This window comes from Flavobacterium salmonis (genome assembly GCF_903819435.1).
GTDB lineage: Bacteria > Bacteroidota > Bacteroidia > Flavobacteriales > Flavobacteriaceae > Flavobacterium > Flavobacterium chungangense.
The window spans coordinates 272,356-296,261 of record NZ_CAIJDP010000068.1; the positions used below are offsets into that span (position 1 = coordinate 272,356).

The 23,906-nt window shown below is 32.1% G+C and carries 21 protein-coding genes; 15 read left to right on the forward strand and 6 right to left on the reverse strand.

The genetic code is table 11. The features are described 5' to 3' along the window. Positions 1 to 97: 97 nt before the first annotated feature. On the reverse strand, positions 98 to 2,263 hold the full coding sequence (locus tag FLACHUCJ7_RS11300) for a TonB-dependent receptor (RefSeq protein ID WP_180908975.1): 2,166 nt from the start codon (positions 2,261 to 2,263) through the stop codon (positions 98 to 100). A 138-nt stretch (positions 2,264 to 2,401) separates the two neighbouring features. Here FLACHUCJ7_RS11300 and FLACHUCJ7_RS11305 point away from each other — a divergent pair, with 138 nt between their 5' ends. The 11 genes from FLACHUCJ7_RS11305 (at position 2,402) to FLACHUCJ7_RS11355 (ending at position 10,873) form a co-directional block, all read left to right on the forward strand. Continuing rightward, positions 2,402 to 2,860, forward strand: a complete 459-nt coding sequence (locus tag FLACHUCJ7_RS11305; RefSeq protein ID WP_180908976.1) for a DinB family protein — start codon at positions 2,402 to 2,404, stop codon at positions 2,858 to 2,860. Positions 2,861 to 2,869: 9 nt separating this feature from the next. After that, a complete protein-coding gene (locus tag FLACHUCJ7_RS11310) occupies positions 2,870 to 3,355 on the forward strand; it encodes a hypothetical protein (RefSeq protein WP_078226195.1) in 486 nt (161 codons plus the stop codon). A gap of 172 nt (positions 3,356 to 3,527) precedes the next feature. After that, positions 3,528 to 3,866 carry a YciI family protein gene (locus FLACHUCJ7_RS11315; RefSeq protein WP_230408812.1) on the forward strand — a complete coding sequence of 113 codons (339 nt, stop codon included), beginning with the start codon at positions 3,528 to 3,530 and terminating at the stop codon, positions 3,864 to 3,866. Between the two features lie 2 nt (positions 3,867 to 3,868). Then, positions 3,869 to 4,444, forward strand: coding sequence for a sugar O-acetyltransferase (locus FLACHUCJ7_RS11320; protein ID WP_180908977.1), 576 nt, complete (start codon positions 3,869 to 3,871; stop codon positions 4,442 to 4,444). Next, positions 4,444 to 4,833, forward strand: coding sequence for an SMU1112c/YaeR family gloxylase I-like metalloprotein (gloA2, locus tag FLACHUCJ7_RS11325; RefSeq protein WP_180908978.1), 390 nt, complete (start codon positions 4,444 to 4,446; stop codon positions 4,831 to 4,833). Before FLACHUCJ7_RS11320 ends, gloA2 begins: the two co-directional genes overlap by 1 nt. A gap of 186 nt (positions 4,834 to 5,019) precedes the next feature. Continuing rightward, complete coding sequence (locus FLACHUCJ7_RS11330; protein WP_180908979.1) at positions 5,020 to 6,297, forward strand: chloride channel protein; 1,278 nt, start codon at positions 5,020 to 5,022, stop codon at positions 6,295 to 6,297. Between the two features lie 5 nt (positions 6,298 to 6,302). Then, entirely contained in the window at positions 6,303 to 6,899 is a 597-nt protein-coding gene (locus FLACHUCJ7_RS11335; RefSeq protein ID WP_078226190.1) for an HPP family protein, read from the forward strand. A gap of 103 nt (positions 6,900 to 7,002) precedes the next feature. Further along, a complete protein-coding gene (locus FLACHUCJ7_RS11340) occupies positions 7,003 to 8,676 on the forward strand; it encodes a S41 family peptidase (protein WP_180908980.1) in 1,674 nt (557 codons plus the stop codon). Between the two features lie 97 nt (positions 8,677 to 8,773). Beyond that, positions 8,774 to 9,313: an IS1096 element passenger TnpR family protein gene (locus tag FLACHUCJ7_RS11345; RefSeq protein WP_180908981.1), complete on the forward strand. Its 540-nt coding sequence runs from the start codon at positions 8,774 to 8,776 to the stop codon at positions 9,311 to 9,313. 97 nt (positions 9,314 to 9,410) lie between these two features. Beyond that, positions 9,411 to 9,770, forward strand: coding sequence for a four helix bundle protein (locus FLACHUCJ7_RS11350; RefSeq protein WP_078226188.1), 360 nt, complete (start codon positions 9,411 to 9,413; stop codon positions 9,768 to 9,770). 44 nt (positions 9,771 to 9,814) lie between these two features. Further along, positions 9,815 to 10,873 (forward strand): nucleoid-associated protein, encoded by a 1,059-nt coding sequence (locus FLACHUCJ7_RS11355; RefSeq protein ID WP_078226187.1) that lies wholly within the window; start codon positions 9,815 to 9,817, stop codon positions 10,871 to 10,873. Positions 10,874 to 10,942: 69 nt separating this feature from the next. Here FLACHUCJ7_RS11355 and FLACHUCJ7_RS11360 read toward each other — a convergent pair whose 3' ends face one another. Continuing rightward, the gene (locus FLACHUCJ7_RS11360) at positions 10,943 to 11,350 is read right to left on the reverse strand and encodes a response regulator (protein WP_031456371.1); all 408 of its coding nucleotides are present in this window, start codon (positions 11,348 to 11,350) and stop codon (positions 10,943 to 10,945) included. Between the two features lie 3 nt (positions 11,351 to 11,353). Continuing rightward, a complete protein-coding gene (locus tag FLACHUCJ7_RS11365; protein WP_223255450.1) occupies positions 11,354 to 12,847 on the reverse strand; it encodes a PAS domain-containing sensor histidine kinase in 1,494 nt (497 codons plus the stop codon). A gap of 373 nt (positions 12,848 to 13,220) precedes the next feature. On the opposite strand from FLACHUCJ7_RS11365, the gene typA reads away from it, so the two are divergent. Continuing rightward, positions 13,221 to 15,017, forward strand: coding sequence for a translational GTPase TypA (typA, locus tag FLACHUCJ7_RS11370; protein WP_078226186.1), 1,797 nt, complete (start codon positions 13,221 to 13,223; stop codon positions 15,015 to 15,017). 263 nt (positions 15,018 to 15,280) lie between these two features. Here typA and FLACHUCJ7_RS11375 read toward each other — a convergent pair whose 3' ends face one another. Together FLACHUCJ7_RS11375 and FLACHUCJ7_RS11380 are read right to left on the reverse strand one after the other, a co-directional pair. Further along, on the reverse strand, positions 15,281 to 16,117 hold the full coding sequence (locus FLACHUCJ7_RS11375) for an ABC transporter permease (RefSeq protein ID WP_180908982.1): 837 nt from the start codon (positions 16,115 to 16,117) through the stop codon (positions 15,281 to 15,283). A gap of 2 nt (positions 16,118 to 16,119) precedes the next feature. After that, positions 16,120 to 17,031 (reverse strand): ABC transporter ATP-binding protein, encoded by a 912-nt coding sequence (locus tag FLACHUCJ7_RS11380; protein WP_031456375.1) that lies wholly within the window; start codon positions 17,029 to 17,031, stop codon positions 16,120 to 16,122. A gap of 96 nt (positions 17,032 to 17,127) precedes the next feature. On the opposite strand from FLACHUCJ7_RS11380, the gene FLACHUCJ7_RS11385 reads away from it, so the two are divergent. The 3 genes from FLACHUCJ7_RS11385 to FLACHUCJ7_RS11395 are packed head-to-tail and all read left to right on the forward strand — an operon-like array spanning position 17,128 to position 20,133. Beyond that, the gene (locus tag FLACHUCJ7_RS11385; RefSeq protein ID WP_031456376.1) at positions 17,128 to 18,180 is read left to right on the forward strand and encodes a hypothetical protein; all 1,053 of its coding nucleotides are present in this window, start codon (positions 17,128 to 17,130) and stop codon (positions 18,178 to 18,180) included. Positions 18,181 to 18,193: 13 nt separating this feature from the next. Then, complete coding sequence (locus FLACHUCJ7_RS11390; RefSeq protein ID WP_078226183.1) at positions 18,194 to 19,054, forward strand: SdiA-regulated/phytase-like domain-containing protein; 861 nt, start codon at positions 18,194 to 18,196, stop codon at positions 19,052 to 19,054. Between the two features lie 50 nt (positions 19,055 to 19,104). Then, positions 19,105 to 20,133 (forward strand): alpha/beta hydrolase fold domain-containing protein, encoded by a 1,029-nt coding sequence (locus FLACHUCJ7_RS11395; RefSeq protein WP_180908983.1) that lies wholly within the window; start codon positions 19,105 to 19,107, stop codon positions 20,131 to 20,133. Between the two features lie 21 nt (positions 20,134 to 20,154). Here FLACHUCJ7_RS11395 and FLACHUCJ7_RS11400 read toward each other — a convergent pair whose 3' ends face one another. Continuing rightward, positions 20,155 to 23,889 carry a metallophosphoesterase gene (locus FLACHUCJ7_RS11400; protein WP_180908984.1) on the reverse strand — a complete coding sequence of 1,245 codons (3,735 nt, stop codon included), beginning with the start codon at positions 23,887 to 23,889 and terminating at the stop codon, positions 20,155 to 20,157. Positions 23,890 to 23,906 lie beyond the last annotated feature (17 nt).

Consider the following 23,906-nt stretch of genomic DNA (forward strand, 5'->3'; position numbering starts at 1 on the left):
GGTTTTTAGTCTTATAAAATTAAATGATACTGAGTTGTCGAATTTGACTACTGAATTGTTTTTTTAGTATCTAAAAATAAATATTAGAACCTAATACCTATAAATTCTTCAACTGATTATCATTCTTATTCTTACTAATGGTCCAGAAGAAGCCTAAGAAGAAAAAGCGGTCTGCAGTTGGCACAACAGCTTGTCTTTGGTAAACTCCATTTGCATCCGGTAGCCTTGCGTAATCGTAACCAAAAACATTTTGGCTTCCTAATATATTTGAAACAGAGAAATACAGGATTTTTTGTGTTGTTAATAAATACGCCCAGTTAAAACTCAAACTGTTATATGATTTTGTTTTTCCGTTCATGAACTGCGTTTGGTTTGGGTCATTATAGGGACGTCCGGAACTATAACTGTTTGTGAAACCAATTTGCGATTTCCAGTCGGTAATAAAATATTTCGTTACAATTGACAAACTATGATTCCCTATAAAACTTGGAGTGGCCATTTTTGGGAAATTTTTATACTGCCTTTCTGAATCGATGTACGAATAAGAAATCCAATATTCTAAGTTTTTGTATAAATTGCTGTCCCTCCAAAATAAATCCAATCCTTTAGCATAACCTGATCCGTTATTATTGAAAACCGAATTATAAGCGATATCTCTCGTATCATATTGAACTAAATTACTGTAATCTTTGTAATACGCTTCGGCTCTAAAAGTCTGTCCAGGTTTTGTAAATTGATAGTTTAAGATATAATGTCTTGCCTTTTCACTTTCAAATTGGTGGTATTTTGAATATTTGATATAATCGACAACCGGTGTTTGTGTAAAATCTCCATAAGCAAAAGAAAACTGACTGCTCTTTGAAACTTTATAAGCAATAGATGCTCTCGGTGCAATATTGGTTTCATTAAGCAAACTGTTATTCGAAAGTCTGAAACCTACTTTTGCAGCTAAATTTTTGGAAAATAAAATGTCTCCTTCTGTATAAAAAGCGGCAATATTTGAATCGTAACCATTTGAAGTTTGGATATTGGCATTATTATCAAAATTTTCATTGAATTTGGTAATGAAATAATCAGCTCCAAAGGATAATTTAAAATAATCTGAAACACTTTTTCTTAATTTTAGTTTCAATTGAGCTGCATTCTCATCATTATCAACATCATTTACATCATATTTAATTTTGTTTACACTGTATCCATAACTAATTCCTGATGTTAATTGCCAGCCAGTGCCAAAAGTTCCTTTGTAAGACGCATTAAGATAGAAATTATTATTGTTTAAATCGGTTCTGATTTTGTCTTCGAAATTGATGTTTTTCTGATTCAGATCAAATTTAGAAGCATCGAAAGCAGCATATAATTTGAAAATTCCGTTTGTAAAATGATATCGGTAAACGGTTTCTCCGGATAAGGACTGATAAGGACTATTCCAATCTACATTCTGTGGAATCACTGCCTGATAAGGTGCCAGATTAATGTAAGCCGTATTCACACTCAACGAGCTTTTTTTCCATTTCTGTGTGTTTCCTAACCCTAAACCAACAGTCATTAAAGCAATTTCGGTTTTGTTCATATCAGGTTCATCCTGAGTATTCAGCAATAAAACACTTGATAAAGCTTCGCCATACTCGGCCGAATAACCTCCAGTTGAAAATGCAATTCCACTGAATAAAAAAGGAGAAAACCTTCCTCGGGTTGGCAAATTATTGGTTGTTGCCCCGTACGGCTGAGCCACTCGAATTCCGTCAACAAAAGTCTGCGTTTCGCTGGCTTCTCCTCCACGTACAAACAAACGTCCATCTTCACCAACCGTTTGTGTTCCCGGCAAAGTCTGTAACGCAGCAATAATATTTCCCGCAGAACCAGCAGTGGTTACAATATCTAAAGGTTTTAAAACAGAAACTCTTGCTTTATCCCCGGATTCTAAAGTTCCGGCAGTGATGACAACTGCATCTAGTGCATTTACATTTTCTCTTAGTTTAACCGTTTGATTTTTAAAATTAGTAACATCTATTTCTTTTTTGAATGTTTCATACAATAAAAAGCTTATGATTATAAATTGATTTCCTGTAGAAGTGGTTTCAAAAGAAAAATCTCCTGTTTCAGAACTGGTGGCTCCATCATAAGTTCCGTCGATATAAATGTTGGCACCTGTCACTGGTTTTCCTTTTTGGTCAACTACTTTTCCGGAAATAGTTGTTTGGGCAAAAGTGAAAATCGTAATACATAAAAAACTGATTGTAAAAAGTAATTTGGTTTTCATAAGATTGATTTTGATGAAGCAAATGTATTTCAATCATTCTTGTTAAAAAATATATAATAACCCAATTGTAGAATTTTAGGGATGAGTTGTAAAATACTAATTTGTATCTTAGCTATGAATTGCAAAAAACCATTTATTATGTCAGAAAGCAAGAGAATTTCAAATTTATATCAATCCATCTATAATGGAAATCCGTGGCTTGAAGTCACTTTGGCAGATACTTTAAAGGATATTACTGCAGGACAGGCTTACAAAAAGGCAAATCCCAATCTCAATACGATTTGGGAAATTGTTAATCATCTAATACAATGGAGAAGAAACATTTTAAAACGGGTTCAGGGAGAGTTAATTATAACGCCTGATCATAATTATTTTGTACCTGTTTTAGATCCATCCGAAGCTGCCTGGGAGCAGTCACTTCAAAATCTGGCAAAATCACAAGAAGCCTGGAATGCTTTTTTTGAAGATTTTGATGATGCTGATTTAGCAAAAATATACGCCAACAATAATCATACGTATTACGAACATATTCACGGAATTATTCAGCATGATGTTTATCATCTGGGACAGATTGTTATTCTTAAAAAAATGCTTTAAAAAATTTATATGATTAATGAAACATTAGATTATCGATGGCAAAAGGTAAAAAACGGAAAACCTTTTTTTGCCATTATAAATCTTAAGATTAGTCCCAATGACAATCAAAACAAAATTATAGAAGAATATACAGGTGACGGCTGGATCAGAATGGGCGATTTAGCAAGTATTCCAGCTAAAGACGAACCTGGTAAAGTAAGTTTCTCAAACTGGAGAAATTCTGTAATAAAAGGATTGGAATTTGTCTTTTGTAAAACTGAAACCAAATGGACTATTAAAATAAAAAAAGTAGAAGGACTAATTGCAACAGATACGAATCCGACTATTGTGGGATATGCGACAATTTTAGCTTTTTGCAAACAAACCAATATAGAATTAGACTCTGATTTAATTCAAAAAATTGAAGATTTTACCTTTAGAAGCTGGGAAGACAAAAACCATGAAAAGATTCCAAATTTTATAGATTTGAATTATGAAAACCATTATTTTAAATAAATAAAAACCAAGTTTTCGCTCAACATAACTGTTAACGTAAAATTTATTTTGTCATGAAAAAATCTCTATCCTTATTCTTTTTTTAACGGTAAGTGCTATCGGATTTTCCCAGGAAACCGACGCAAAATATGACGAAGCATTAGCAAAATCGCTTCATGCCGATGAATACGGTATGAAAAAATATGTTTTCTGCCTTTTAAAATCGGGAACCAATACTACGGCTTCCAAAGAGGAAAGCAAGAAATTATTTGAAGGGCATATGGAAAATATCAACAAATTAGCCAAAGAAGGAAAATTAGTTGTAGCCGGACCATTCATTAAAAACGATCGAAACTACAGAGGCATTTATATTTTTAATGTAGCAACTATTGAAGAAGCCAAAACACTTGTAGCAACAGATCCTGCCATAAAAGCTAATTTATTGGAAGCTGAAGTAACGCCTTGGTATGCTAGCGCAGCTTTGCAGGAAACTGTGAAAATACATGAGAAAATTGCCAAGACGAAAATGTAAATATGAAAACAGAAAAAGAAAAAATGATCAGCGGTGAATATTACAACGCTTTTGATCCTGAATTAGTAAAAGGCCGCCGAACTGCAAAAAATCTTTTACATAGCTTGAATGTAAAAGAATACAGAGTAACAAAAAGAGCAAAAGAAATTTTAAAAGAACTGATTCCTAATGCAGGTGCCGGCTTATACATAGAACCGCCTTTTCATTGCGATTACGGCTATAATATTTTTTGCGGAGAAAATGTTTATTTTAATGTCAATTGCGTTGTTTTAGATTGCGCACCTGTAACTATTGGTTCAAACGTTTTTATTGCCCCAAATGTTCAGATTTATACGGCATCTCATCCGCTTGACGCTGAATTACGAAAAACATTGGAAAATGCTTATCCGGTTACAATTGGAGACGATTGCTGGATTGGCGGAAACTCTGTAATTTGTCCAGGTGTAACAATTGGCAAAGGATCTGTTATTGGTGCAGGATCTGTCGTTACAAAAGATATTCCTGACAACTCGTTGGCTGTTGGAAACCCCGCGAAAGTAATTCGTCAATTAAATCAGGAATCTGAATCAAATATATAATGCTTACCTTAAATAAAGTTCACCACATTGCTATTTTATCCTCTGATTATCAAAAATCTAAAACTTTTTATACTGAGGTTTTGGGATTAACCATTATCAGAGAAATATACCGCAAAGAACGTCAGTCTTACAAATTAGATTTAGCCTTAAACGGCAACTACATAGTCGAATTATTTTCGTTCCCAAATCCACCCAAAAGGCCTTCAAAACCAGAAGCTGTGGGTTTACGCCATCTCGCTTTTGAAGTGATTAATTTAGATGAAACTATTGCTTTTTTAAATAAAAAAAATATAATATCAGAACCCGTAAGAATTGATGAAACGACTGAAAAGCGATTTACTTTTATCGCCGATCCTGATGAATTACCTATAGAATTCTATGAAAGATAATAACCTTTATGGTAATTATTTTCTGTGAGATATTTCATCGCCATGCTAACAAAAGCATAATGAAATATTTTTCTTGTATTCGCAATTTTAACATAACATACTGACTATTTTTTATTAAAAACCGAAGATGATTATCTAATTTTGTAATCCACATAAAAATATTGTGGTTTACAAATTTACTTACTGATGAACAAAACGGCGCAAATCAAGAAAAATCATCAATTTATTAAATTCCGAAAATTAGTTATTGTTTCTATCTTAATTGGCTTTCTTTCTGCCTTTCTCGGAATTTCACTAAAAAAAATAACCGAATATTACGAAGAAATCTTTTTTCATGAAGTATCGGTAAATCCAGTCTTTTATATCGTTTTTCCCGTTTTTGGATTATCTGTAATTTATTTTCTAAGACAATATCTTTTTAAGAAAAAAGAAAACAAAGGAATCAAGGAAGTTTTTGAGAGTACAGGCTCAAAATCAAAAAATTTGCCTTCTTATAAAATTCCTTCTCACTTCATAAACGGATTATTAACTGTTATTTTTGGAGGCTCAACCGGAATCGAAGTATCTACTGTTGTGGCTACCGCGACTATTGGTTCAGTTGCGCACGAAAAAGAAAATGTTTTCCGTCAATATAAAACCGAATTAATTTGTGCTGGTGTTGCTGCGGGAGTTACGGCACTTTTTAGTAGTCCGATTGCCGGAATTTTATTTGCTCTTGAAGTTATTTCAAGAAAAGTAACCAGAGCATTTATCATATCAAATGTCATTGCCGTTTCAATTGCTTTTGGATTGCTTTCTATTCTAAAAGAAGAACCTTTGTTTGCCATTTCAATCACAACCTGGCATTTAAAAGCCGTTCCGTTTTTTATTCTTTTAGGAATTTTGGCCGGAATGAATTCTGTTTACCTGACTCGCTGTGTTTTGTTTTTTAAATCTCAATTTGAAAAAATCGATACTCATTATTACAAAATCATAATCGGATCAGTAGTTTTAAGTATTTCGCTTTTTATTTTTCCGCAATTATATGGAGAAGGGTATCATGCTATTAAAACCAGTTTCATTGCTCCAAATCAAATAATGACATTCACATTAGCTTTAACTTTTATTGGCATACTGCTTCTAAAACCCATTGTCACTTCCATAACATTAGCTTCAGGAGGTGATGGAGGCGTTTTTGCACCAAGTCTTTTTATCGGAGCTTTTTTAGGATTATTACTGGCTTCAGTTTTAAATACTTTTTTTCAGATCCATGTAATTCCGGTCAACTTTATGATTATCGGAATGGCGGCAGTATTAAGCGCCAGTATCCACGCACCTTTTACAGCTATATTTTTAGTATGCGGACTTACAAACGATTACACCTTATTTTTTCCAATTCTGGTAGTTTGTTTAATTTCTAAATACACTGCAAAAATGATTTATCCTTATACAGTGTATAGTTATTCGCCAAGTTTAGTAAAATAGAAATCATGCCTGTTCAAAAAATAAAAAGAGGATACCGCAAAACACGTTACATTCTTTACAAGGAAACTTTAGTAGATTATAAAGAACACTTTTGGTCTTTTATAGGATCATTTGCAGGTATTGGAATCCTGGCTTATATTCAATCTATACATTTCTCAGGAAATGATGCGGTTTATTTAATAGGTTCTTTTGGAGCATCGAGTGTACTGGTCTACGGAATAATTCAGAGCCCGTTTTCTCAGCCACGAAATTTAGTTGGCGGACATTTAATTTCGGCTTTTGTTGGTGTTACTGTACACAAATTAGCACCAGATATTATTTGGATAGCTGCTCCTCTGGCCGTTTCTTTTGCTATTATTTTAATGCAGATTACCAAAACGCTGCATCCTCCCGGAGGAGCGACTGCATTAATTGCGATCATTGGTTCAGATAAAATAAAAAGTTTGGGTTATATGTATGTAATATCTCCTGTGCTTATTGGTGTTTTGATTTTGCTTATTGTGGCCTTGATTTTTAATAATATGACAGCCAACAGACATTATCCAACTCATAAAAAATACCAAAAACTTAGAAAGAGAATTTCAAAAACTATTAGAAGCTGATTGATAAATCTTTATTCTCAAAAAATTCTGCAATCATTATTTTTTCACATTTAAAAGCTATTTTTGGTAAAACTAATCTCACCTTGACCTAAAAAAGCATTAAATGAAAAACATAATTTTCATACTATTATTTACTGTCGTACAAACGGCGTTTGCTAACAACATTCTTACTGAAAACCAAAAACTTGCCACCACTTGCAAAATATGGGGTTTTTTGAAATATTACCATCCAAATGTGGCAAACGGAAGTAAAAATTGGGATGAACAGCTTTTTACAATTTTGCCTCAGGTAGAGAAAGCACAAACCAAAGAAGATTTTTTATTAATTCTCGAAAACTGGATAAATTCTCTTGGAGAAGTAAAAGAAACCACACCAATCGCTCAGCCAAAAGATGTTGAGTATTTTGATAAAAACTTTGACTTGTCATGGGTTACTAATTCAAAAATACTTTCGAAAAGTCTTTCAAAGAAACTCAAGTTTATTGAAAAAAACAGATACAAAGGAAAACAGTATTATGTGCAATATGATCTTTATAGTGGTAACATTTTACAATTTAATAATGAAGTTAAATATGCAGATTTTAAATTGACCGATAAAAATTTACACATTTTAACGCTTTTCAGATATTGGAATTACGTAGAATACTTTTTTCCATATAAATATCAAATGGATCAAAAATGGGACATCACTTTAGAAAAAATGATTCCTCTTTTTATGGCAGCCAAAAATGAAGACGATTTTTACAACGCAATGCAAAGACTAACTGTTAAACTTAACGACTCTCATGTCGTGTTTTATAAACACTCAGATCCAGATTCAAACAAAATCCTAAATTATTTTCCAGCCAAATGTAAAATCATTGATGAAAAAATAGTTGTTACAGAAATTCGGGCAGATAGTCTGGCAGAAGCTCAGAATATAAAAATTGGTACTGTCATTACTAAGATTAATGACAAAACGATAAAAGAAATTATTGCAGAAAATAGAGATTTAATTGCGGCATCAAATGTATCTTTTTATCTAGACAGACTAACGGAATCAGTATTATCTGGATATTCAGATACTGTTAAGTTAGAATTTCTTCAGGACGGAAAGTATATAACAAAAACTATAAATTGGTATAATGAACACGATTCCCACAGAAATGAATATAAAAAAGGTGCCAAAATAAAAAAAGAAAAGTTTAAAGTTTTAGACAATAATATAGGTTATGTTGATATGGAAATTTTACAGGTTAAAAATGTTCCTGACATGATAGAAACCTTACAATCAACAAAAGCCATTATTTTTGATATCAGAAATCATCCAAAAGATACTAATTATGCAATAGCTGAATACTTAAATCCAGAACCTAAGGAATTTGTTAAGTTTATTGATCCCGATTTAAGCTTTCCAGGCAGGTATATTTGGAGAAATGGCATTGAAACCTGTGGAAGAATTAACCTGGATTATTACAAAGGAAAAGTAATTCTTTTAGTAAATGAAAAATCGATTAGTCATTCTGAATATACAGCAATGTGTTTAAAAGTAGCTCCTAATGCAACCATAATTGGTAGTCAAACTGCAGGAGCTGATGGTGCAAATGCTCGTTTTCATGTTATGAAAGGATTTCAAACATCATTTACCTGTTATGGTGTTTTTTATCCAAATATAAAGGAAACCCAACGTATTGGAATTGTTCCAGATATTGAAGTAAAACCTACAATCAAAGGAATTCAGGAAGGAAAAGACGAAATTTTAGATTGTGCTTTGCAATTTATTGAGACTGGAAAGTAAATTATAAAAATCAAAAATCTTTTCAACAAATCGTAATTCATAATTCGTATTTCATTTTTTATATTTTACCTTTGTCTTTTCAAAAAATACAAAGATTATGGTTTATAAATTTAGAGTAATTCTGGACGCCGAAGAAGATATTTTTAGAGACATCGCAATTCTTGAAGATGATACCCTTGAGGATTTACACAATGCAATCTTCAACTCTTTTGGCTTTGACGGATCAGAAGTGGCTTCATTTTATACTTGTGATGACACATGGAATCAGGAAGATGAAATTCCACTTTTTGATACGGGAGATATTCCAGGCGAAATAAGAACTATGAATGATTATCCATTATCTAGTATCTTAGACAAAGAAAACACTAAAATTATCTATGTTTACGATTTCATCAGTATGTGGACTTTCTTAGTTGAATTGGCTGCGATAGAAGAAGAATCTGTTGGGGCTATTTATCCTGAAACATTATTTTCACACGGAGAAATGCCGGATGAAGCCGGAGAAAAAAACTTCGAAGCCGATATGCATGACGATATTTACGGAGAATTTGAAGATGATTTAGACGAAGACGATCTTGACATGTTTGAAGGCGACGACAGCTTTGAAGATTTTGGATTTGAGGAGAATTGGAATTAGAGATAAAGTTACTAAGGTTCTGAGATGCTGAGTTAATAAGGTGTTTTTTTTGAAAGTTTTTTCTTATTTTTATATTTAATGAATTAAAAATATAAATATGAGTAATTTTAGAAGTCTGCTTATCTGGCAAAAATCAATGTCCTTAACTACCAAAATTTATTCTTCAACAAATAATTTCCCAAAAGAAGAAATCTTCGGGTTAACTTCACAAATCAGACGATGTTCCATTTCTATTCCAAGTAATATTGCTGAAGGATCTGGAAGAGAAAGTGATAAAGATTTTTTACGCTTTTTAAATATTTCAGTAGGTTCTTTATTTGAAATGCAAACTCAATTAGAAATTGCAAAAAATATAACTTATCTGAATGAACACGAATTTAATAACTTATACGAGGACAGCCGAGAAGTCGAAAGAATGTTAGTTTCATTTATCAAAAAATTGAAAGACAGAAACTAAAAAACTCAGAATCTTAGCAACTTAGAACCTCAGCACCTTTAAACATGATCAACTTATTCAACACCCACATCGAGACCCTTGCGATACACCGCGTAGGAAACAAAAGCCGTAACGAAGCGATTTTTTTATCGGAACAGCCTTTTAATTTAAATGATGAAATTGTGCCTTTGATAAAAGAGTACTTTTTTAAGCCTTTTAGGGAAAAAGAAGAAAACTATTATCAGTTTGCACACGAAGTCGATCTGGATTACAACGACATGTTTAAATATGCTACGGAAATTTTTAATAATCCAGGCAATTTACAGGAGATTTCAAAAAAAATTACCACACATTTATTCGAACAGTCCAATCATCCGCACATTAAAAATGGAGAGGTTTATGTGACGTATTTAACCAATTTAAGTATTGATAATAATGTGGTTGATGCTATTGGGATTTTTAAAAGCGAGCTGCAAGCCGACTTTTTACAGTTTGAAGAAAAAGACAGTAATCTTGAAATGATTTTACAACAGGGAATCAACCTAAGTAAATTAGATAAAGGATGTTTGATCTTTAACTATAAAAAAGAAGAAGGATACAAAATCCTCACTGTCGACAGTAACCGTTATGATGCACGTTACTGGTTAGAGCATTTTTTATCTGTTGATGCTTTTGAAGATGAAAATTTCATTACCAAAAAATATTTAAAATTCTGTCAAAACTTTGCAAAAGACGTGGTTTTACCAGCAGAAGATAAAAAAGAAGAAGTTATGTTCATGAACCGCTCTGTGAATTATTTTGCTAAAAATGATCAATTTGAAGAGCAGAATTTCCTGAATGAAGTACTGGACAATCCTGATCTAATTCCTGAATTTAAAAACTATAAAGTTGATAAAGGAGAAAAATACAGCATCGAAGATGTAACCTCGTTCCCTATTGCCAATTCAGCTGTTTCTGACGCCAGAAAATCGATTAAAAATGTAATTAATCTGGATACTCACATTCAGATTAAAATGGATTTTATCAACCCTGAAAGCGCTGAAAAATTTGTTGAAAAAGGCTGGGATGAAGAAAAACAAATGTATTACTACTTAGTATATTTCAATAAAGAAGAAAAAAGCTAAGAAGCTATTCATTTTCTATTTACTTACTTAAAATAAAAAACGGCAATTATAATGCAATTGCCGTTTTTTTTATAGTTCAATTTTATTTTTCAGATATTCAAGCATTTGTAATGTTATAGGCTTGGAGAGAAAATCAATAATGATAGGATATTTTTTTGCTTTTGCTAAATCTTCTGGATTAATTGTAGAGGACAAAACTATAACATTTACCGAATTAAATTCATCGTAATCAGAAGTGGTAAAATGATCTAAGAACTCCCATCCCCCCATGATCGGCATATTTAAATCGAGAAAAATTAATTGCGGTATTTTTACTGGCTGATCTTTACTGTACTTTAATGTATTAAAAAATGACAACGCTTCTTCGCCATTTTGAGCCGTACTGATCAAGTCAGAAAAACCTGCCTTTGAAATCACCTTTTTAGACAGCATCAATGTAATAGGATCGTCATCAATACATAAAATTTGTTCCAACATAACTTATTTTTTAAATGATATGATAAATGAGGTTCCTTTGTTTACCTCGCTTTCAACACTAATTGTTCCTCCCATAGTTTCAACTTGAGATTTTACAAGATACAAACCAAGACCTTTACTATCGGGATAATTATGAAACCTTTGATACAGTCCAAAAACTTTATCACCATTTCTTTCTAAATCAATTCCGATTCCATTATCTGTAAAAGTCAAAAAAACTCTTTGATCAATCTCTTCAGCTGTTATAGAAATTTTTAATTTTCTATTCTCAGATTTATATTTTATGGAATTAGTAAGCAAATTTAGCAATATACTTTCAATATATGCCTTATTGGTGTTAAGTAAAGGAACTTTATCTAATTTAAGTTTTATTATTGGCTTATGTGCTTCTATTTGAAAGGATAACTGACCAAACACATTTTCAAAAACTTCACTCAAAGAAACCATCTCTTTTTGCATCGAAGGATTATCTTTTATAATGATCACTTTTACTAAATCATTAATCGTTTCGTTAAGGAGGTGTGTCGACTTATAAAAACCGCCCAATATTTCCTCTAACTCAGGATTTTCAACAGGAATATCCTCTATTAAGTTTAACAACCCCATCAAATTAGATAACGGAGCTCTTAGATTATGTGACGTGATATAAGAAAACTGTTTTAAATCCTTATTATTTTGAGTCAATTCGCGGATTAATTGCTCTTTTTCAGTCTCTAATTTTCTTTCTTCAGTAATATCCTGTTGAATAGATATCCAATGAGACAAGACTCCTTCAACAGTAAAAATTGGAATCATCGAAAAACGAACCCAATATTCTCTTTTGTTTTTACTGTAACTTATCGTTTCTATTAAACATTCCCGTTCTTCTTTGATCGCTTTTAGTACTTTTTTTAAGGCCTCAGAATCAGAATTAGGACCTTTAAAAACATTTGGCGACTGCCCTAAAATTTCATCAGATTCATATCCTGACATTTTAGTGAAAGCAGGGTTTACATACACAATTCTAGGAATTTTACCATCTGTAGAATTTGCTTCGGTAATCAAAATAGAATCTTTAGATTGCGTAATTACTGTTTCTAACAGTTTAAGCCTTTGTTCTTCTTCTTTTTGTTTTGTAATATCCTGAATAGCTCCAATCATCCTGATACCTTTACCATTATCGTCTTTTAAAAGAAAACCTCTGTCCAAAACGTATTTGTAAGTACCATCGGCACATCTAAAACGGTATTGATCTTGCCATTTTTCAGTTTTAAGTTCAATAAACGAATATAATCTGACAGACATTTTTATAGTATCTTCAGGATGAATTTTATCAAACCACCATTTCGAAGTCATTCCTACTTCTTCCTGTTTATATCCAAAAACATTTTCGATTCCTTTATTCCAGGTAATATAATCTTCCGGAATCCTCCAGTCCCATATGGTATCACTGGTGGCTTTTGCAACGATGTCATATTTCTCATTAGATTTCTTGATTTCTTCATTAGCAGACTGCATTTTTTTCAAAATAGCAATATTTCTACTTTCATTTTTCGATAAAATATAATTAAAAATCAGACCTGTAAAAAATATAAAAGCTACATCCTTTACAAAACTAAAATAAAAGAATTCTGTTTTTAAAGCATAGCAAACTAGAAATTTATGACATAGGATTGCCATAAATAACGAAAAGATAATGTAGATCAGTATAATTTGTTTGGATTTACTTTTCATCACTCAAATATAGGAAAATTAACCAAATTGAAATGCTTTTAAAGCTATAGAATTTTTAAGTATTCATTAAACTAATTCGTTGGCATTACGTAAACTATCTGCAAAACGTTTTTTATATCAAAATAAAGTGTACCTTTGCACCCATTAAAAATCACAGATGGAATCTATTAGAAACATTGCAATTATTGCCCACGTCGATCACGGTAAAACCACTTTGGTTGATAAAATTATGTATCACTGTCAATTATTTCGTGAAAACGAAAACACAGGTGATTTAATTCTTGATAATAACGATTTGGAGCGTGAAAGAGGTATTACAATTACTTCAAAAAACGTATCTGTTCAATATAAAGGAACGAAAATCAATATTATTGACACTCCTGGTCACGCCGATTTTGGAGGTGAAGTAGAACGTGTATTGAACATGGCCGATGGTGTATGTTTGCTAGTGGATGCTTTTGAAGGTCCGATGCCACAAACTCGTTTCGTTTTACAAAAAGCGATTGATTTAGGTCTTAAGCCTTGTGTAGTTATCAATAAAGTTGATAAAGAAAACTGTACGCCTGAAGAAGTTCACGAAAAAGTTTTTGACTTAATGTTTGAATTAGGTGCTGAAGAATGGCAGTTGGATTTCCCGACAGTTTATGGCTCTGCTAAGAACAACTGGATGTCTGATCATTGGGAAAACGTAACTGATAATGTTGAAGCATTATTGGATATGGTTGTTGACAATGTACCAGCTCCTAAAGTTTCAGAAGGAAATCCACAAATGTTGATTACTTCTTTAGATTTCTCTGCATTTACAGGTCGTATCGCTATCGGACGTCTTGAAAGAGGCATTTTAAAAGAAGGTATGCCAATATCTTTGGTAAAAAGAGACGGTACTGTAACAAAATCAAGAATTAAAGAATTACATACTTTTGAAGGTCTTGGCCGTAAAAAAGTTACAGAAGTAATTGCTGGAGATATTTGTGCTGTTGTAGGTGTTGAAGGTTTTGAAATTGGAGATACTATCTCTGATCATGAAAATCCTGAAGGATTAGCATCTATTGCTATCGATGAGCCTACGATGAGTATGTTATTCACAATTAATGACTCTCCTTTTTTTGGTAAAGAGGGTAAGTTTGTAACTTCTCGTCATATTAGAGAGCGTTTAACAAAAGAATTAGAGAAAAACTTAGCGATGAAGTTAGGTGAAACCGATTCTGCAGATAAATTCATGGTTTTTGGTCGTGGTGTACTTCACTTATCTGTTCTTATTGAAACAATGAGAAGAGAAGGTTATGAGCTTCAAATTGGTCAGCCACAAGTTATCATCAAAGAAATTGATGGTAAAAAATGTGAGCCAATTGAGGAATTGACAATCGATTTACCAGAATCACTTTCTGGAAGAGCAGTTGAGTTCGTTACTATGCGTAAAGGTGAAATGCTAAGTATGGAAACTAAAGGTGACCGTATGATTGTAAAATTTAATATTCCATCTCGTGGAATTATTGGATTGCGTAATCAATTGCTTACTGCTACTGCTGGTGAAGCTATTATGGCACACCGTTTCATTGGATATGAGCCTTACAAAGGTGAAATCGCAGGACGTAACAAAGGCTCTTTGATTTCTATGGAAAAAGGAAAAGCTATTCCTTATTCTATTGATAAATTACAGGATCGTGGTAAGTTTTTTGTTGAACCAAATGCTGAAATCTATGAAGGTCAGGTAATTGGTGAAAACTCTCGTGGTGATGATATGTGTGTAAACGTAACGAAAGAGAAAAAACAATCTAACGTTCGTTCTTCCGGAAATGATGAAAAAGCCAGAATTATCCCTCCAATCATTTTCTCATTAGAAGAAGCATTAGAGTACATTCAAAAAGATGAATATGTAGAGGTTACTCCAAAATCTATTCGTTTAAGAAAAATCTATTTGACAGAAACTGATAGAAAAAGATTTAAATTCTAATCTTTTAAATTTCAATATTAAAAATCCCAAATTCCTAACTTAATGGAATTTGGGATTCTTTTTTTAAGGGCATTCCTTATTGGAATTAATAAATTTCAATAAGTTATCTTTTCAATAAAAATTACTTTAGCTTCACAACCCTGAAGTTTAGCAGGTTGTGTCACTGTAAGAAATGCATAATAACTAAATTTTTCTACAATTTTTTTTTGAAATATAATTATTTTTCTATGCGAAACTGAAATTGAAACCTCGTGACAAAACAATTACAAATCTCTGTTTTTTAATATTTTATATGAAAAATAAACAAATAAGAATGTCCAGATTAAAACAATTAAAATTGAAAAATAATTAACACTGTAATCAATATTATTCTCATAACCTATTTGATTCTGAATATTTTTTATCATTGATAATCTAGGGAACGGAAGCAAAATCAAATTTGACATGGCCTCTAAAGGCAGAAACTGCGTAATAGTATAACCTTTAGTGCTTTCGGGAAATATTTGAAACACTAAAATACCTTTTATAATTCCTTCTAAAATACTCCAAACCAAAAGAAATCCTAATGCAAAGGCAGAACGCTTTACTAAAATCCCAAGAAACAAACAGAAAGAAAAGAAACCGGTAAGTTTTACAAAAAACGCCAACAGATAATCTAAATCTGTGAAGACAATTCCAAACTCAGTATAGGATGAAAAACATAATCCTAAAATCAAGGTCATTATAAAAACAAAAATTGTTGAACAGAAAGCAAAAACTACAACGGTTAAGAATTTTGACAAAACAAATTCTTTTTTACTTAAACCGTCAATTAGATTTTGTTTTAAAGTACCGTAACTATATTCATTTGCCATCATAGAAACAATTACAATTGCGAGAAAAAATTTCAGCCAGGCAGCTATATAGGTGTTAAAATGCCAAATAAATGGAAAGTTAAAAATTCCCATTTCGGCAAAGTGAAATTTTAAAAAGCCTATATCGAATTTTATTGAAGCAATTAATGCTATAAATGAAAGCAGAATAAAATAAATTAATGTCAGCACTTTACTGGCTTTATTTTTCCAGATTTTTTGTAATTCTATAGAGATAAGTCTGTTCATGGTTAGTTGTTTTGAACGCTGGCGTTTTTTGTTAATTCTAAAAATTGGGCTTCTAAACTATTTTTGCGTTTCACCAAATGGCTCAATGCAATATTTTTTGAAAATAGAAACCTATTTAACTCGGAAGCAGATAGTTCTGATTTTAAGTAAACCAAAAATTTGCCTTCCTCTTCAGTTATTCTGTCAATTGCAGGATGCTCATTCAAAATAATCTTCAACGCTTCATTATTCTCAGACTGAATTTCAAAGAAACCTTCATTTGCAGACATTCCGTCAACAGATCCTGAATATAGCATCTCCCCTTTTCGCAAAACAACCACATGCGAACAAACTTTTTCAACTTCATCTAATAAATGCGAAGCCAGTAAAATAGTGGTTCCCTGTGAAGCAATTTTTTTAATAATATCCCGAATCTGATGAATTCCCTGTGGATCTAAACCATTTGTGGGCTCATCTAAGATTAAAATTTCCGGATCATTTAAAAGTGCCGAAGCAATAGCCAGACGCTGCTTCATCCCTAATGAAAAAGTACTAAACTTACTATTCTTTCTTTCAGTCAAACCAACTAAGTCAAGCTTTTCATAGATTTTAGAATAATCAATACTTTTTATTTTACAAACAAGCTTTAGGTTTTCTTCTGCTGTCATATAAGGATAAAAATTAGGGCGTTCAATTATTGCACCTACTTTTTTCAACGCTTCATGAGTTTGCATTTTACCTCCAAACCAACTGTAATTACCTGATGTTCGGTTTACAACATTCAGAACAATTCCCAAAGTTGTCGATTTTCCGCTTCCGTTTGGCCCTAAAATACCATAAACGCGTCCTTTTTGTATTTCAAAAGATATATTTTTCAAGGCTTGAATTCGCCCATATCTTTTGTGAAGATTCTCAATTCTAAGTATGGTTTCCAAATTTATTTCGGTTTTAGTTTTTAGTAAGACGTTTCAACTGGATTTTTGTTACTCCTAAATATAAATTAATGTAAATTTGCATTAAAGATATTGAAAATGAGCGAGCCTTTAATGCTGTTAAAAAAACCTTCTTACCCTTTAACACAATCACTTTTAAGCTATTTAGAACGATACGAACGTATCTCGAAAGTATCTGTGTTTTATGATGACTTATTACGCTTTTCAGGCTCTGTTAATGTTTATGACAAAAATGATATTGATACCTTGTGGATAAGGGTTTATTATAATGAATTTGAAAGAAATGAAATCGACCTCAATTTGAAGAAGATTTATTCTCTTTTACATTCAGACGGAAACAGCGAGATTATTCAATTTTTAAACGTTGATGCAATTGATTATTGTACTTTTGGAAATTCGAAACCTTTCCGAATAAAAGTCCGAAATATTCTTAATGACAATTATGTCCATTTTTACATTAAAAAAGCAGATGCATCCCGAATTTACGGGTTAGAATTAGAAGACATTTTATCACCTGATAAAATCAACTTTCTGGTTTATAGGGATACCTTAATTGAAGAACATATTATAGGCATTCCGGGTGATGTTTTTATGGATACCTTATTAGACACTTGTAGCGAAACCGAAAAATCACAAATCGCAAAAGAGTTTGTAAAATTCAACGAGCGGTGTATGATCAGGCTTTTAGGCGACATGCGTGCTTACAACTATGTAATTGTGCCTATTCATGATTTTGATCAGGTAGTCTACAAAATTCGTCCCATAGATTTTGACCAGCAATGTTATGAAGGAAATTTCAAGGTATATCGCCCTCAGTTTTTTAAGGAAAATTATCCAATGATAAAACTGATTAAGGAAAAACTTGAAGAACGTTCAATTTTTCAATACAAAGACGAAGAACGGGCTATTTTGGCAAAACGTATTCACTCTGCCGAAAACAGAATTAAAAAACTACTTAACATAATGTGCCACGACACCATATCTACAGAAGAGCATTTAAATCAGCTAAAAATGGAATTGTACCGTTATACTAATGATATGAATTTTAAAAATGCTAAATCAATGGGGCATATTATGCATGCAGCTTTTGAATTCATAACCCGTAATTTTAAAAACACCAATTTGGTTTAAAAATAAATAATCTATGAAAAAGTTTTTTTTGTTTGGAATTTCTATAGTTTTATTAGCTTGTCAACAACAATCCAATACTGATTTAAAAACGCTTTATTCACTTCCAAAAAAGTTAAAGGAAGTATCCGGCATTACTTATTTTCCCGAAACCAATATGATTTACACCTTGGAAGACAGTGGGAATAAAAATGAAGTTTACGCTATTAATTCACAAGGAAAATTAGAGAAAACTATCTCTATTACAAACGCCCAAAATGTAGATTGGGAAGATATTACAAAAGACAAAGAGGAAAATATTTACATCGGTGATTTTGGTAATAATGATAATGAACGTCAGGATTTGTGTATTTACAAAGTAGCAAAAGCAGAGTTAAGTAAAGAAAATGCAGTTTCTGAGTATAAAGTTTCTTTTTCATATCCTGAACAGACAGAATTTCCGCCTAAGAAAAAAGAACTATTCTACGATGTTGAAGGTTTTTTTGAATACCAAAATTACTTTTATCTCTTTACCAAAAACCGAAGCAAAGGTTTTGACGGAACTGCTTTTATTTATAAAATAAAAAATGCTCCCGGAACTCAAAAAGCTGTTAAAATAGGCGAATTTAACACTTGTAACAATTACAATCATTGTGTTTTAACCAGCGCAACGATTAGTCCAGACGGAACAAAAATAGCGTTATTAAGTCACGATAAAATTGTTTTATTTAAAGATTTTAACGGTGATTCTTTTAACAAAGGCTCTCAAACAGAAATTGCCTTAAACCACTTTTCACAAAAAGAAGCTGTTGTTTTTAAAGACAATAATACTTTATTAATTGCTGATGAAAAGACAAATAAAATCGGAGGTAATGTTTACGAATTAAGACTGAAGTAACTTATTATTTATTTTTAATAGCGCCAATTAATATTTTGGAAAATCTGCTTATGAAAAAAATCACGTTAGTCATTCTCTCACTTTTTTTGTCCTTATCTTCCTTTTCTCAAAATAAAATTATAATAAATAATCAGGCAACTCATTTTAACATCAAAAACAATAGTGACAGTATTGATTTTATTGTAGTTGATACTGTTTTAAATTTTAAAAAACCGATTTTCTTATTTTGCCAGGGTTCTTTACCTATCCCTCTATTTGTAAAACCTGAGAAAGAGCCAATGTGGATGATTGGAGGGGGAATCACTAATTTTGATATCGAAGAAATAAAAAGAAATTATCATTTAGTGGTAATTTCAATGCCTAAGACTCCTGTAATTGTTGAAGAAAAAAATCTAAGCGAATCGTATTGCTATATCCCAAATCCTAAAAGACCTGAAGAATTCGATAAAGAGTATATGAAATCTGACTATTTGGAAATGTATCAAACTCGTGCTAATACAGTATTAAAGTACTTACGAAAACAAAAATGGGTTGATAATTCAAAACTAATTGTAGCTGGTCATTCTCAAGGGTCAAAAGTAGCGACAGCAATTTCGATTTCAAATAAAAATGTAACTCATTTAGGCTTATTTGGAGCCAATCCTTTTGGAAGAATTGACCAATTGATAAGAAATTATAGAAAAGAGGCAGAGGCAAAAAAAATTACCTGGAAAGAAGCCGATGAAAAAATTAACGATAAATACCAAATGTTTCGAGATGCTTACAATAATGATTCCATAAAAAAAGATCCTACTTTATTAGCTTGGAAATCTTTTTCAAAACCTCAGATTAATGATTGGCTAAAAATTACCATTCCAACTTATCTGGCTTATGCTACAAACGATATCGCTTCCGACTTATGTGATTTAGTTCCTTTGTTTTATATTCAGAATTCTAAAAATAATTTGACTTACAAAAGATATTTAAACTTAGAGCATAATTTTTTTGAAGTAAATGAAGACGGAAGTGCAAATTATGAAAAAGAACACTGGACTGAAGTTATGAGTGTTTTTGTAAAATGGACTTTACAAAAACACTAAAACTCCAAATTTTTTCTTTCTTTAAAAACTATAAGCAGCTCCAAAAACTATTCTTCCAGGCTCATCTGGTGATTGAAAATAAGAGATTCTGGCAGTTAAAACATTAATAGCATTTAACCATAGTCCTCCCCCATAATCCTGATGCCATTTTTTAGAGTTTTCTCCATCAAACCAAACTCTTCCGTAATCAAAACCACCTAAAATCCCATAGGTTAAAGGTGCAACTGTATGATGAATTTTACCAATATTCAACCTCAAATCTGTACTTTGAGAAAAGTATGAATGTCCTAGAAAACGTTCATTTCTATAACCTCTTAAATCAGAATCCCCTCCTAAAGAAGCTCCGTGGTAAAAGTTAAAATTATTATTTAAAATGGCTTTACCCTTTAAAGATGTTGCCAAAACAAATTTTCCGTTATGATCAATTTTATGTGTGAAACCTAAAATACTTTCAAGTGTTGGAAAATTTTGCTCAGTATCGTTTAAGTTTGTCGTCCACATACCCGAAATCATAAAATACATTCCTAAGGTTGGCTTAGCCGCAAAATCAGCATTTTTAAAAACATATTTTACTTTTAAACCTCCGTAATTCTGATTGTCAAATACTTTCGGATTTACTATTCCTGCAACATCAATAAATCTGCCATCAGTTTCTTCAACCTTCATTCTTTGAAAAATCGGCTGCAGGCTAAATTCGCTTCCAAAGCGTCCCACATGCCTTATTGCGCTGGAAACATTAAATTTTCTAATGCGAACCCGATTATAATCCATTCCAAAGTCATCATCATCGTTTTCAGTTTCATTTCCGTATCCAAAAAAATTCATCGCAAAATTTGGCGTTGTATATTGAGCATCTACATCAATTACCCATTTCCCTAACAAACCGGGAAAATGTGCCGTATAATCAAATTCCAAGCCTCCGGTTGCGAAATAATAAAAACCATTAAAAATATGTTTTTGAGTATATGGATTTTGCTTGAAATTATTAACAGTATAATTTAAATTGACGCCTACTTTCACACCATCATCAGGATTAAACCCAATATTTGGAAGTCCCGCAATTACATTATACTTTGGCTTTTCATAATTATACAAATTGACATTATAATCATCTGTAAGCTGGGTTCTGGTTTTAGAATCTAAGTTATAAGTGTTCTCTTTTGATTTGAAATCATACACAATAACTTTTTTACCATTTTCGACATTATAAGTATCGTTGTTTTGACCACCAATCAAACGAATCTTAATTTTTGACTTTTGGTTTCCAATTACCTGAAAAACATCATTATCATCAAGACCGTAAATCCACAGATTTTTAGTTTTGGCATCAGTTGCCGTTTTAGTGTAAACCAACTCATCCCCTTCTTTTTTCACTCTGTAAACCTGTATCTCTATAGACTTTTTAATATTATGATTGATTACAAATTTGTCTTTTTTGTCGGTTCCTGCTATCATAACCGTACGGCTTAATACATCAGAATATTCAGAAGCATATTTCTGAAGATCCTTTTTTCTCCTTTTTAATTTATTCTTGATATCTTCAACTGTTCCATCCTGAACTTCTTTAGGCATGTTTTTAAAAGCATTATCAATATCAGCATCTGATAAATTTTCCTGAATAAATTTAGCCTGTTCAATCCAGTCTTTTTCTTCAGTCGTTCTCAGAAAAGCCAAATCCATTGGATAAGGTTCTCTTCCAAGCCATTTTACATTGATTTTATCTCCCTTGAAAGTACGCATATGCCTAAGCGCCGGAATATTCATTAAAAGAGAAAGCAAAGCTCCATCGTATTTTGCAAAAGCCTGATCACGATCACGCGGAATTGGTTTGTAAACAACTTTATCTCCCTTTTTATATTCGCCCCAGCGCCATTGATCGCTGTGTCTGTCCCAATCACCAATCAGTATATCAAACAACCGCGCTTTGATGTATTCTTTTTCATCGACAGTGTATTTTTCATCTTTGTGAAGATTTTTCATCATATCTTCTGTACTGATAATATTTGATGGACTTCCAAAATTTTTAGCATCCAGATGATTATCTGCAGGACGTTCTTCTACCATGTACAACTGATCTCCAAAGTTAGAATTAAACTCTTTTAAGCCTTCCTGCTTTGGAATATAATATAAAAATGGATTGGTATGTAAAAGCCCTATCTGATCAGACATAGTGGCAGTTACAAAAGGAGAATACGGATGAGAGGTGGTATAAAAATCAAGTAAAAAATTCTCTGCATATGTATTTTGGAAATCATTCACAACATACTGATCTTTAAAGGCTACAGATTGTAAAAAAGCTATTGCACTTTTTTTCATGCCGCGCATCACATATTCCCTCCCTTTTGAGTCTGACATTCTTAAAGAAACAGACTGATGACCTCCCCCTTCACGAATAGGTTTCAGACCTCCCATTAAAGTATCAATTGTAGCTGTTTTTGCTTCTACTGGCATACTGTAATATTTTCTGTAATGCTTACCAAACAAGAATTTATGAAATAAACTTTTATCGGTCATTTCAGAAGAATATATTGAAGTTTTGATAGTTGGCGGAAAGTTACTTGAAACATTAGAAGCCCAGTTAAACTCCTTGGCTTTTATGATTTCTTGTTCAAAAAGCATTTTTTCCTTATTATTTTCATTTCCAAAAAATGCCACTTTAGCATCACCACTTTTATATAAGGTCAAGGTTGCATAACCATTTCCACCATATGAAAAATCAGTTGAATTGATAGCCCTTGCAGCTTCAGATTTTGAACCGGCGCCGCTAATAATCTGCTTAATATTTTCTTTACTGATATACTGCAGATTATGATCATGACCGGAAACAACTATGACATTTTTTTGCTTTTGCAACAGTGTTTTTATTCGTTTTGAATAAATAGTATATTGTTTATTTTGAAGATCCTGCGGGCTGGCACCAGATGTTTTTCTGAGTAAATTTATAATCGACCCAATTACCGGCAGTGGAATCTTTTTCTCTAAAGGGAACAACTGCTTTTCTAATGAAAACTGACCCCCATGCGTTCCGTTGCTCATCAAAGGATGATGAATGGCAAGCACCACTGTTTTTTCCTGATTTTTATTTAAAACATTTTCAAGTTCATCAAAAAAATCTTCTCTGGTTTTAATGTCGCAATTATCGTTAATTGTGGGGTGATTATCCCAGTCTTGTAAAAACCATTCACTATCAACAGTTACTAATGTTATAGTGCTGTCAATTTTCACATCTTCAATCGGACAGGATTTTCTAGGCAGAAACGCTTTTTTATCATTTAAATATTTGGTTACAAAATCAGCTTGGCGTTCCAATCCTTTGATTCCGTTGTACCAATCGTGATTTCCCGGAATCACAATTGTTTTCCCCCTAAATCCTTTACTCAATTTTAATTGATTCGTTAGTTTTTTTTCTGCCACAGTAATATCAGCAGTATTATTATCATTAGGAAAGCCTTTTGGATAGATGTTGTCTCCTAGAAACAATAAGGTTGCTTTTTTATTAGACTTTTTAAGTTTTTGATGCAACAGTTCCAGTGTTTGCTGTGCCTGCTCTTCATCAGCATTGCCAGCATCTCCAACTAAATAAAAAGTATGGACAATTTTTATAGTATCCGTTACGTTTTGTGTTTCGTTAGCACTTACATTTTTTCCGTATTGGGCATTTTGCGTTGCACAACAATAAAAAAAAGGTATAGCGACTATTGCCAAAAGACAGTTTTTAATCTTAGCAATAAAATGATTATCCAAAAACAATTTCATAATTTAGTGGTATAAAA

Coding starts and splice junctions, on each gene's coding strand:
- FLACHUCJ7_RS11355 (WP_078226187.1), top strand. CDS start 9,815: ATGATCAACTTATTCAACACCCACATCGAGACCCTTGCGATACACCGC.
- FLACHUCJ7_RS11320 (WP_180908977.1), top strand. CDS start 3,869: ATGAAAACAGAAAAAGAAAAAATGATCAGCGGTGAATATTACAACGCT.
- FLACHUCJ7_RS11375 (WP_180908982.1), bottom strand. CDS start 16,117: ATGAACAGACTTATCTCTATAGAATTACAAAAAATCTGGAAAAATAAA.
- gloA2 (WP_180908978.1), top strand. CDS start 4,444: ATGCTTACCTTAAATAAAGTTCACCACATTGCTATTTTATCCTCTGAT.
- FLACHUCJ7_RS11340 (WP_180908980.1), top strand. CDS start 7,003: ATGAAAAACATAATTTTCATACTATTATTTACTGTCGTACAAACGGCG.
- FLACHUCJ7_RS11305 (WP_180908976.1), top strand. CDS start 2,402: ATGTCAGAAAGCAAGAGAATTTCAAATTTATATCAATCCATCTATAAT.
- FLACHUCJ7_RS11335 (WP_078226190.1), top strand. CDS start 6,303: ATGCCTGTTCAAAAAATAAAAAGAGGATACCGCAAAACACGTTACATT.
- FLACHUCJ7_RS11350 (WP_078226188.1), top strand. CDS start 9,411: ATGAGTAATTTTAGAAGTCTGCTTATCTGGCAAAAATCAATGTCCTTA.
- FLACHUCJ7_RS11390 (WP_078226183.1), top strand. CDS start 18,194: ATGAAAAAGTTTTTTTTGTTTGGAATTTCTATAGTTTTATTAGCTTGT.
- FLACHUCJ7_RS11310 (WP_078226195.1), top strand. CDS start 2,870: ATGATTAATGAAACATTAGATTATCGATGGCAAAAGGTAAAAAACGGA.
- FLACHUCJ7_RS11360 (WP_031456371.1), bottom strand. CDS start 11,350: ATGTTGGAACAAATTTTATGTATTGATGACGATCCTATTACATTGATG.
- typA (WP_078226186.1), top strand. CDS start 13,221: ATGGAATCTATTAGAAACATTGCAATTATTGCCCACGTCGATCACGGT.
- FLACHUCJ7_RS11385 (WP_031456376.1), top strand. CDS start 17,128: ATGAGCGAGCCTTTAATGCTGTTAAAAAAACCTTCTTACCCTTTAACA.
- FLACHUCJ7_RS11365 (WP_223255450.1), bottom strand. CDS start 12,847: ATGCAGTCTGCTAATGAAGAAATCAAGAAATCTAATGAGAAATATGAC.
- FLACHUCJ7_RS11330 (WP_180908979.1), top strand. CDS start 5,020: ATGAACAAAACGGCGCAAATCAAGAAAAATCATCAATTTATTAAATTC.
- FLACHUCJ7_RS11315 (WP_230408812.1), top strand. CDS start 3,528: ATGAAAAAATATGTTTTCTGCCTTTTAAAATCGGGAACCAATACTACG.
- FLACHUCJ7_RS11300 (WP_180908975.1), bottom strand. CDS start 2,263: ATGAAAACCAAATTACTTTTTACAATCAGTTTTTTATGTATTACGATT.
- FLACHUCJ7_RS11400 (WP_180908984.1), bottom strand. CDS start 23,889: ATGAAATTGTTTTTGGATAATCATTTTATTGCTAAGATTAAAAACTGT.
- FLACHUCJ7_RS11345 (WP_180908981.1), top strand. CDS start 8,774: ATGGTTTATAAATTTAGAGTAATTCTGGACGCCGAAGAAGATATTTTT.
- FLACHUCJ7_RS11395 (WP_180908983.1), top strand. CDS start 19,105: ATGAAAAAAATCACGTTAGTCATTCTCTCACTTTTTTTGTCCTTATCT.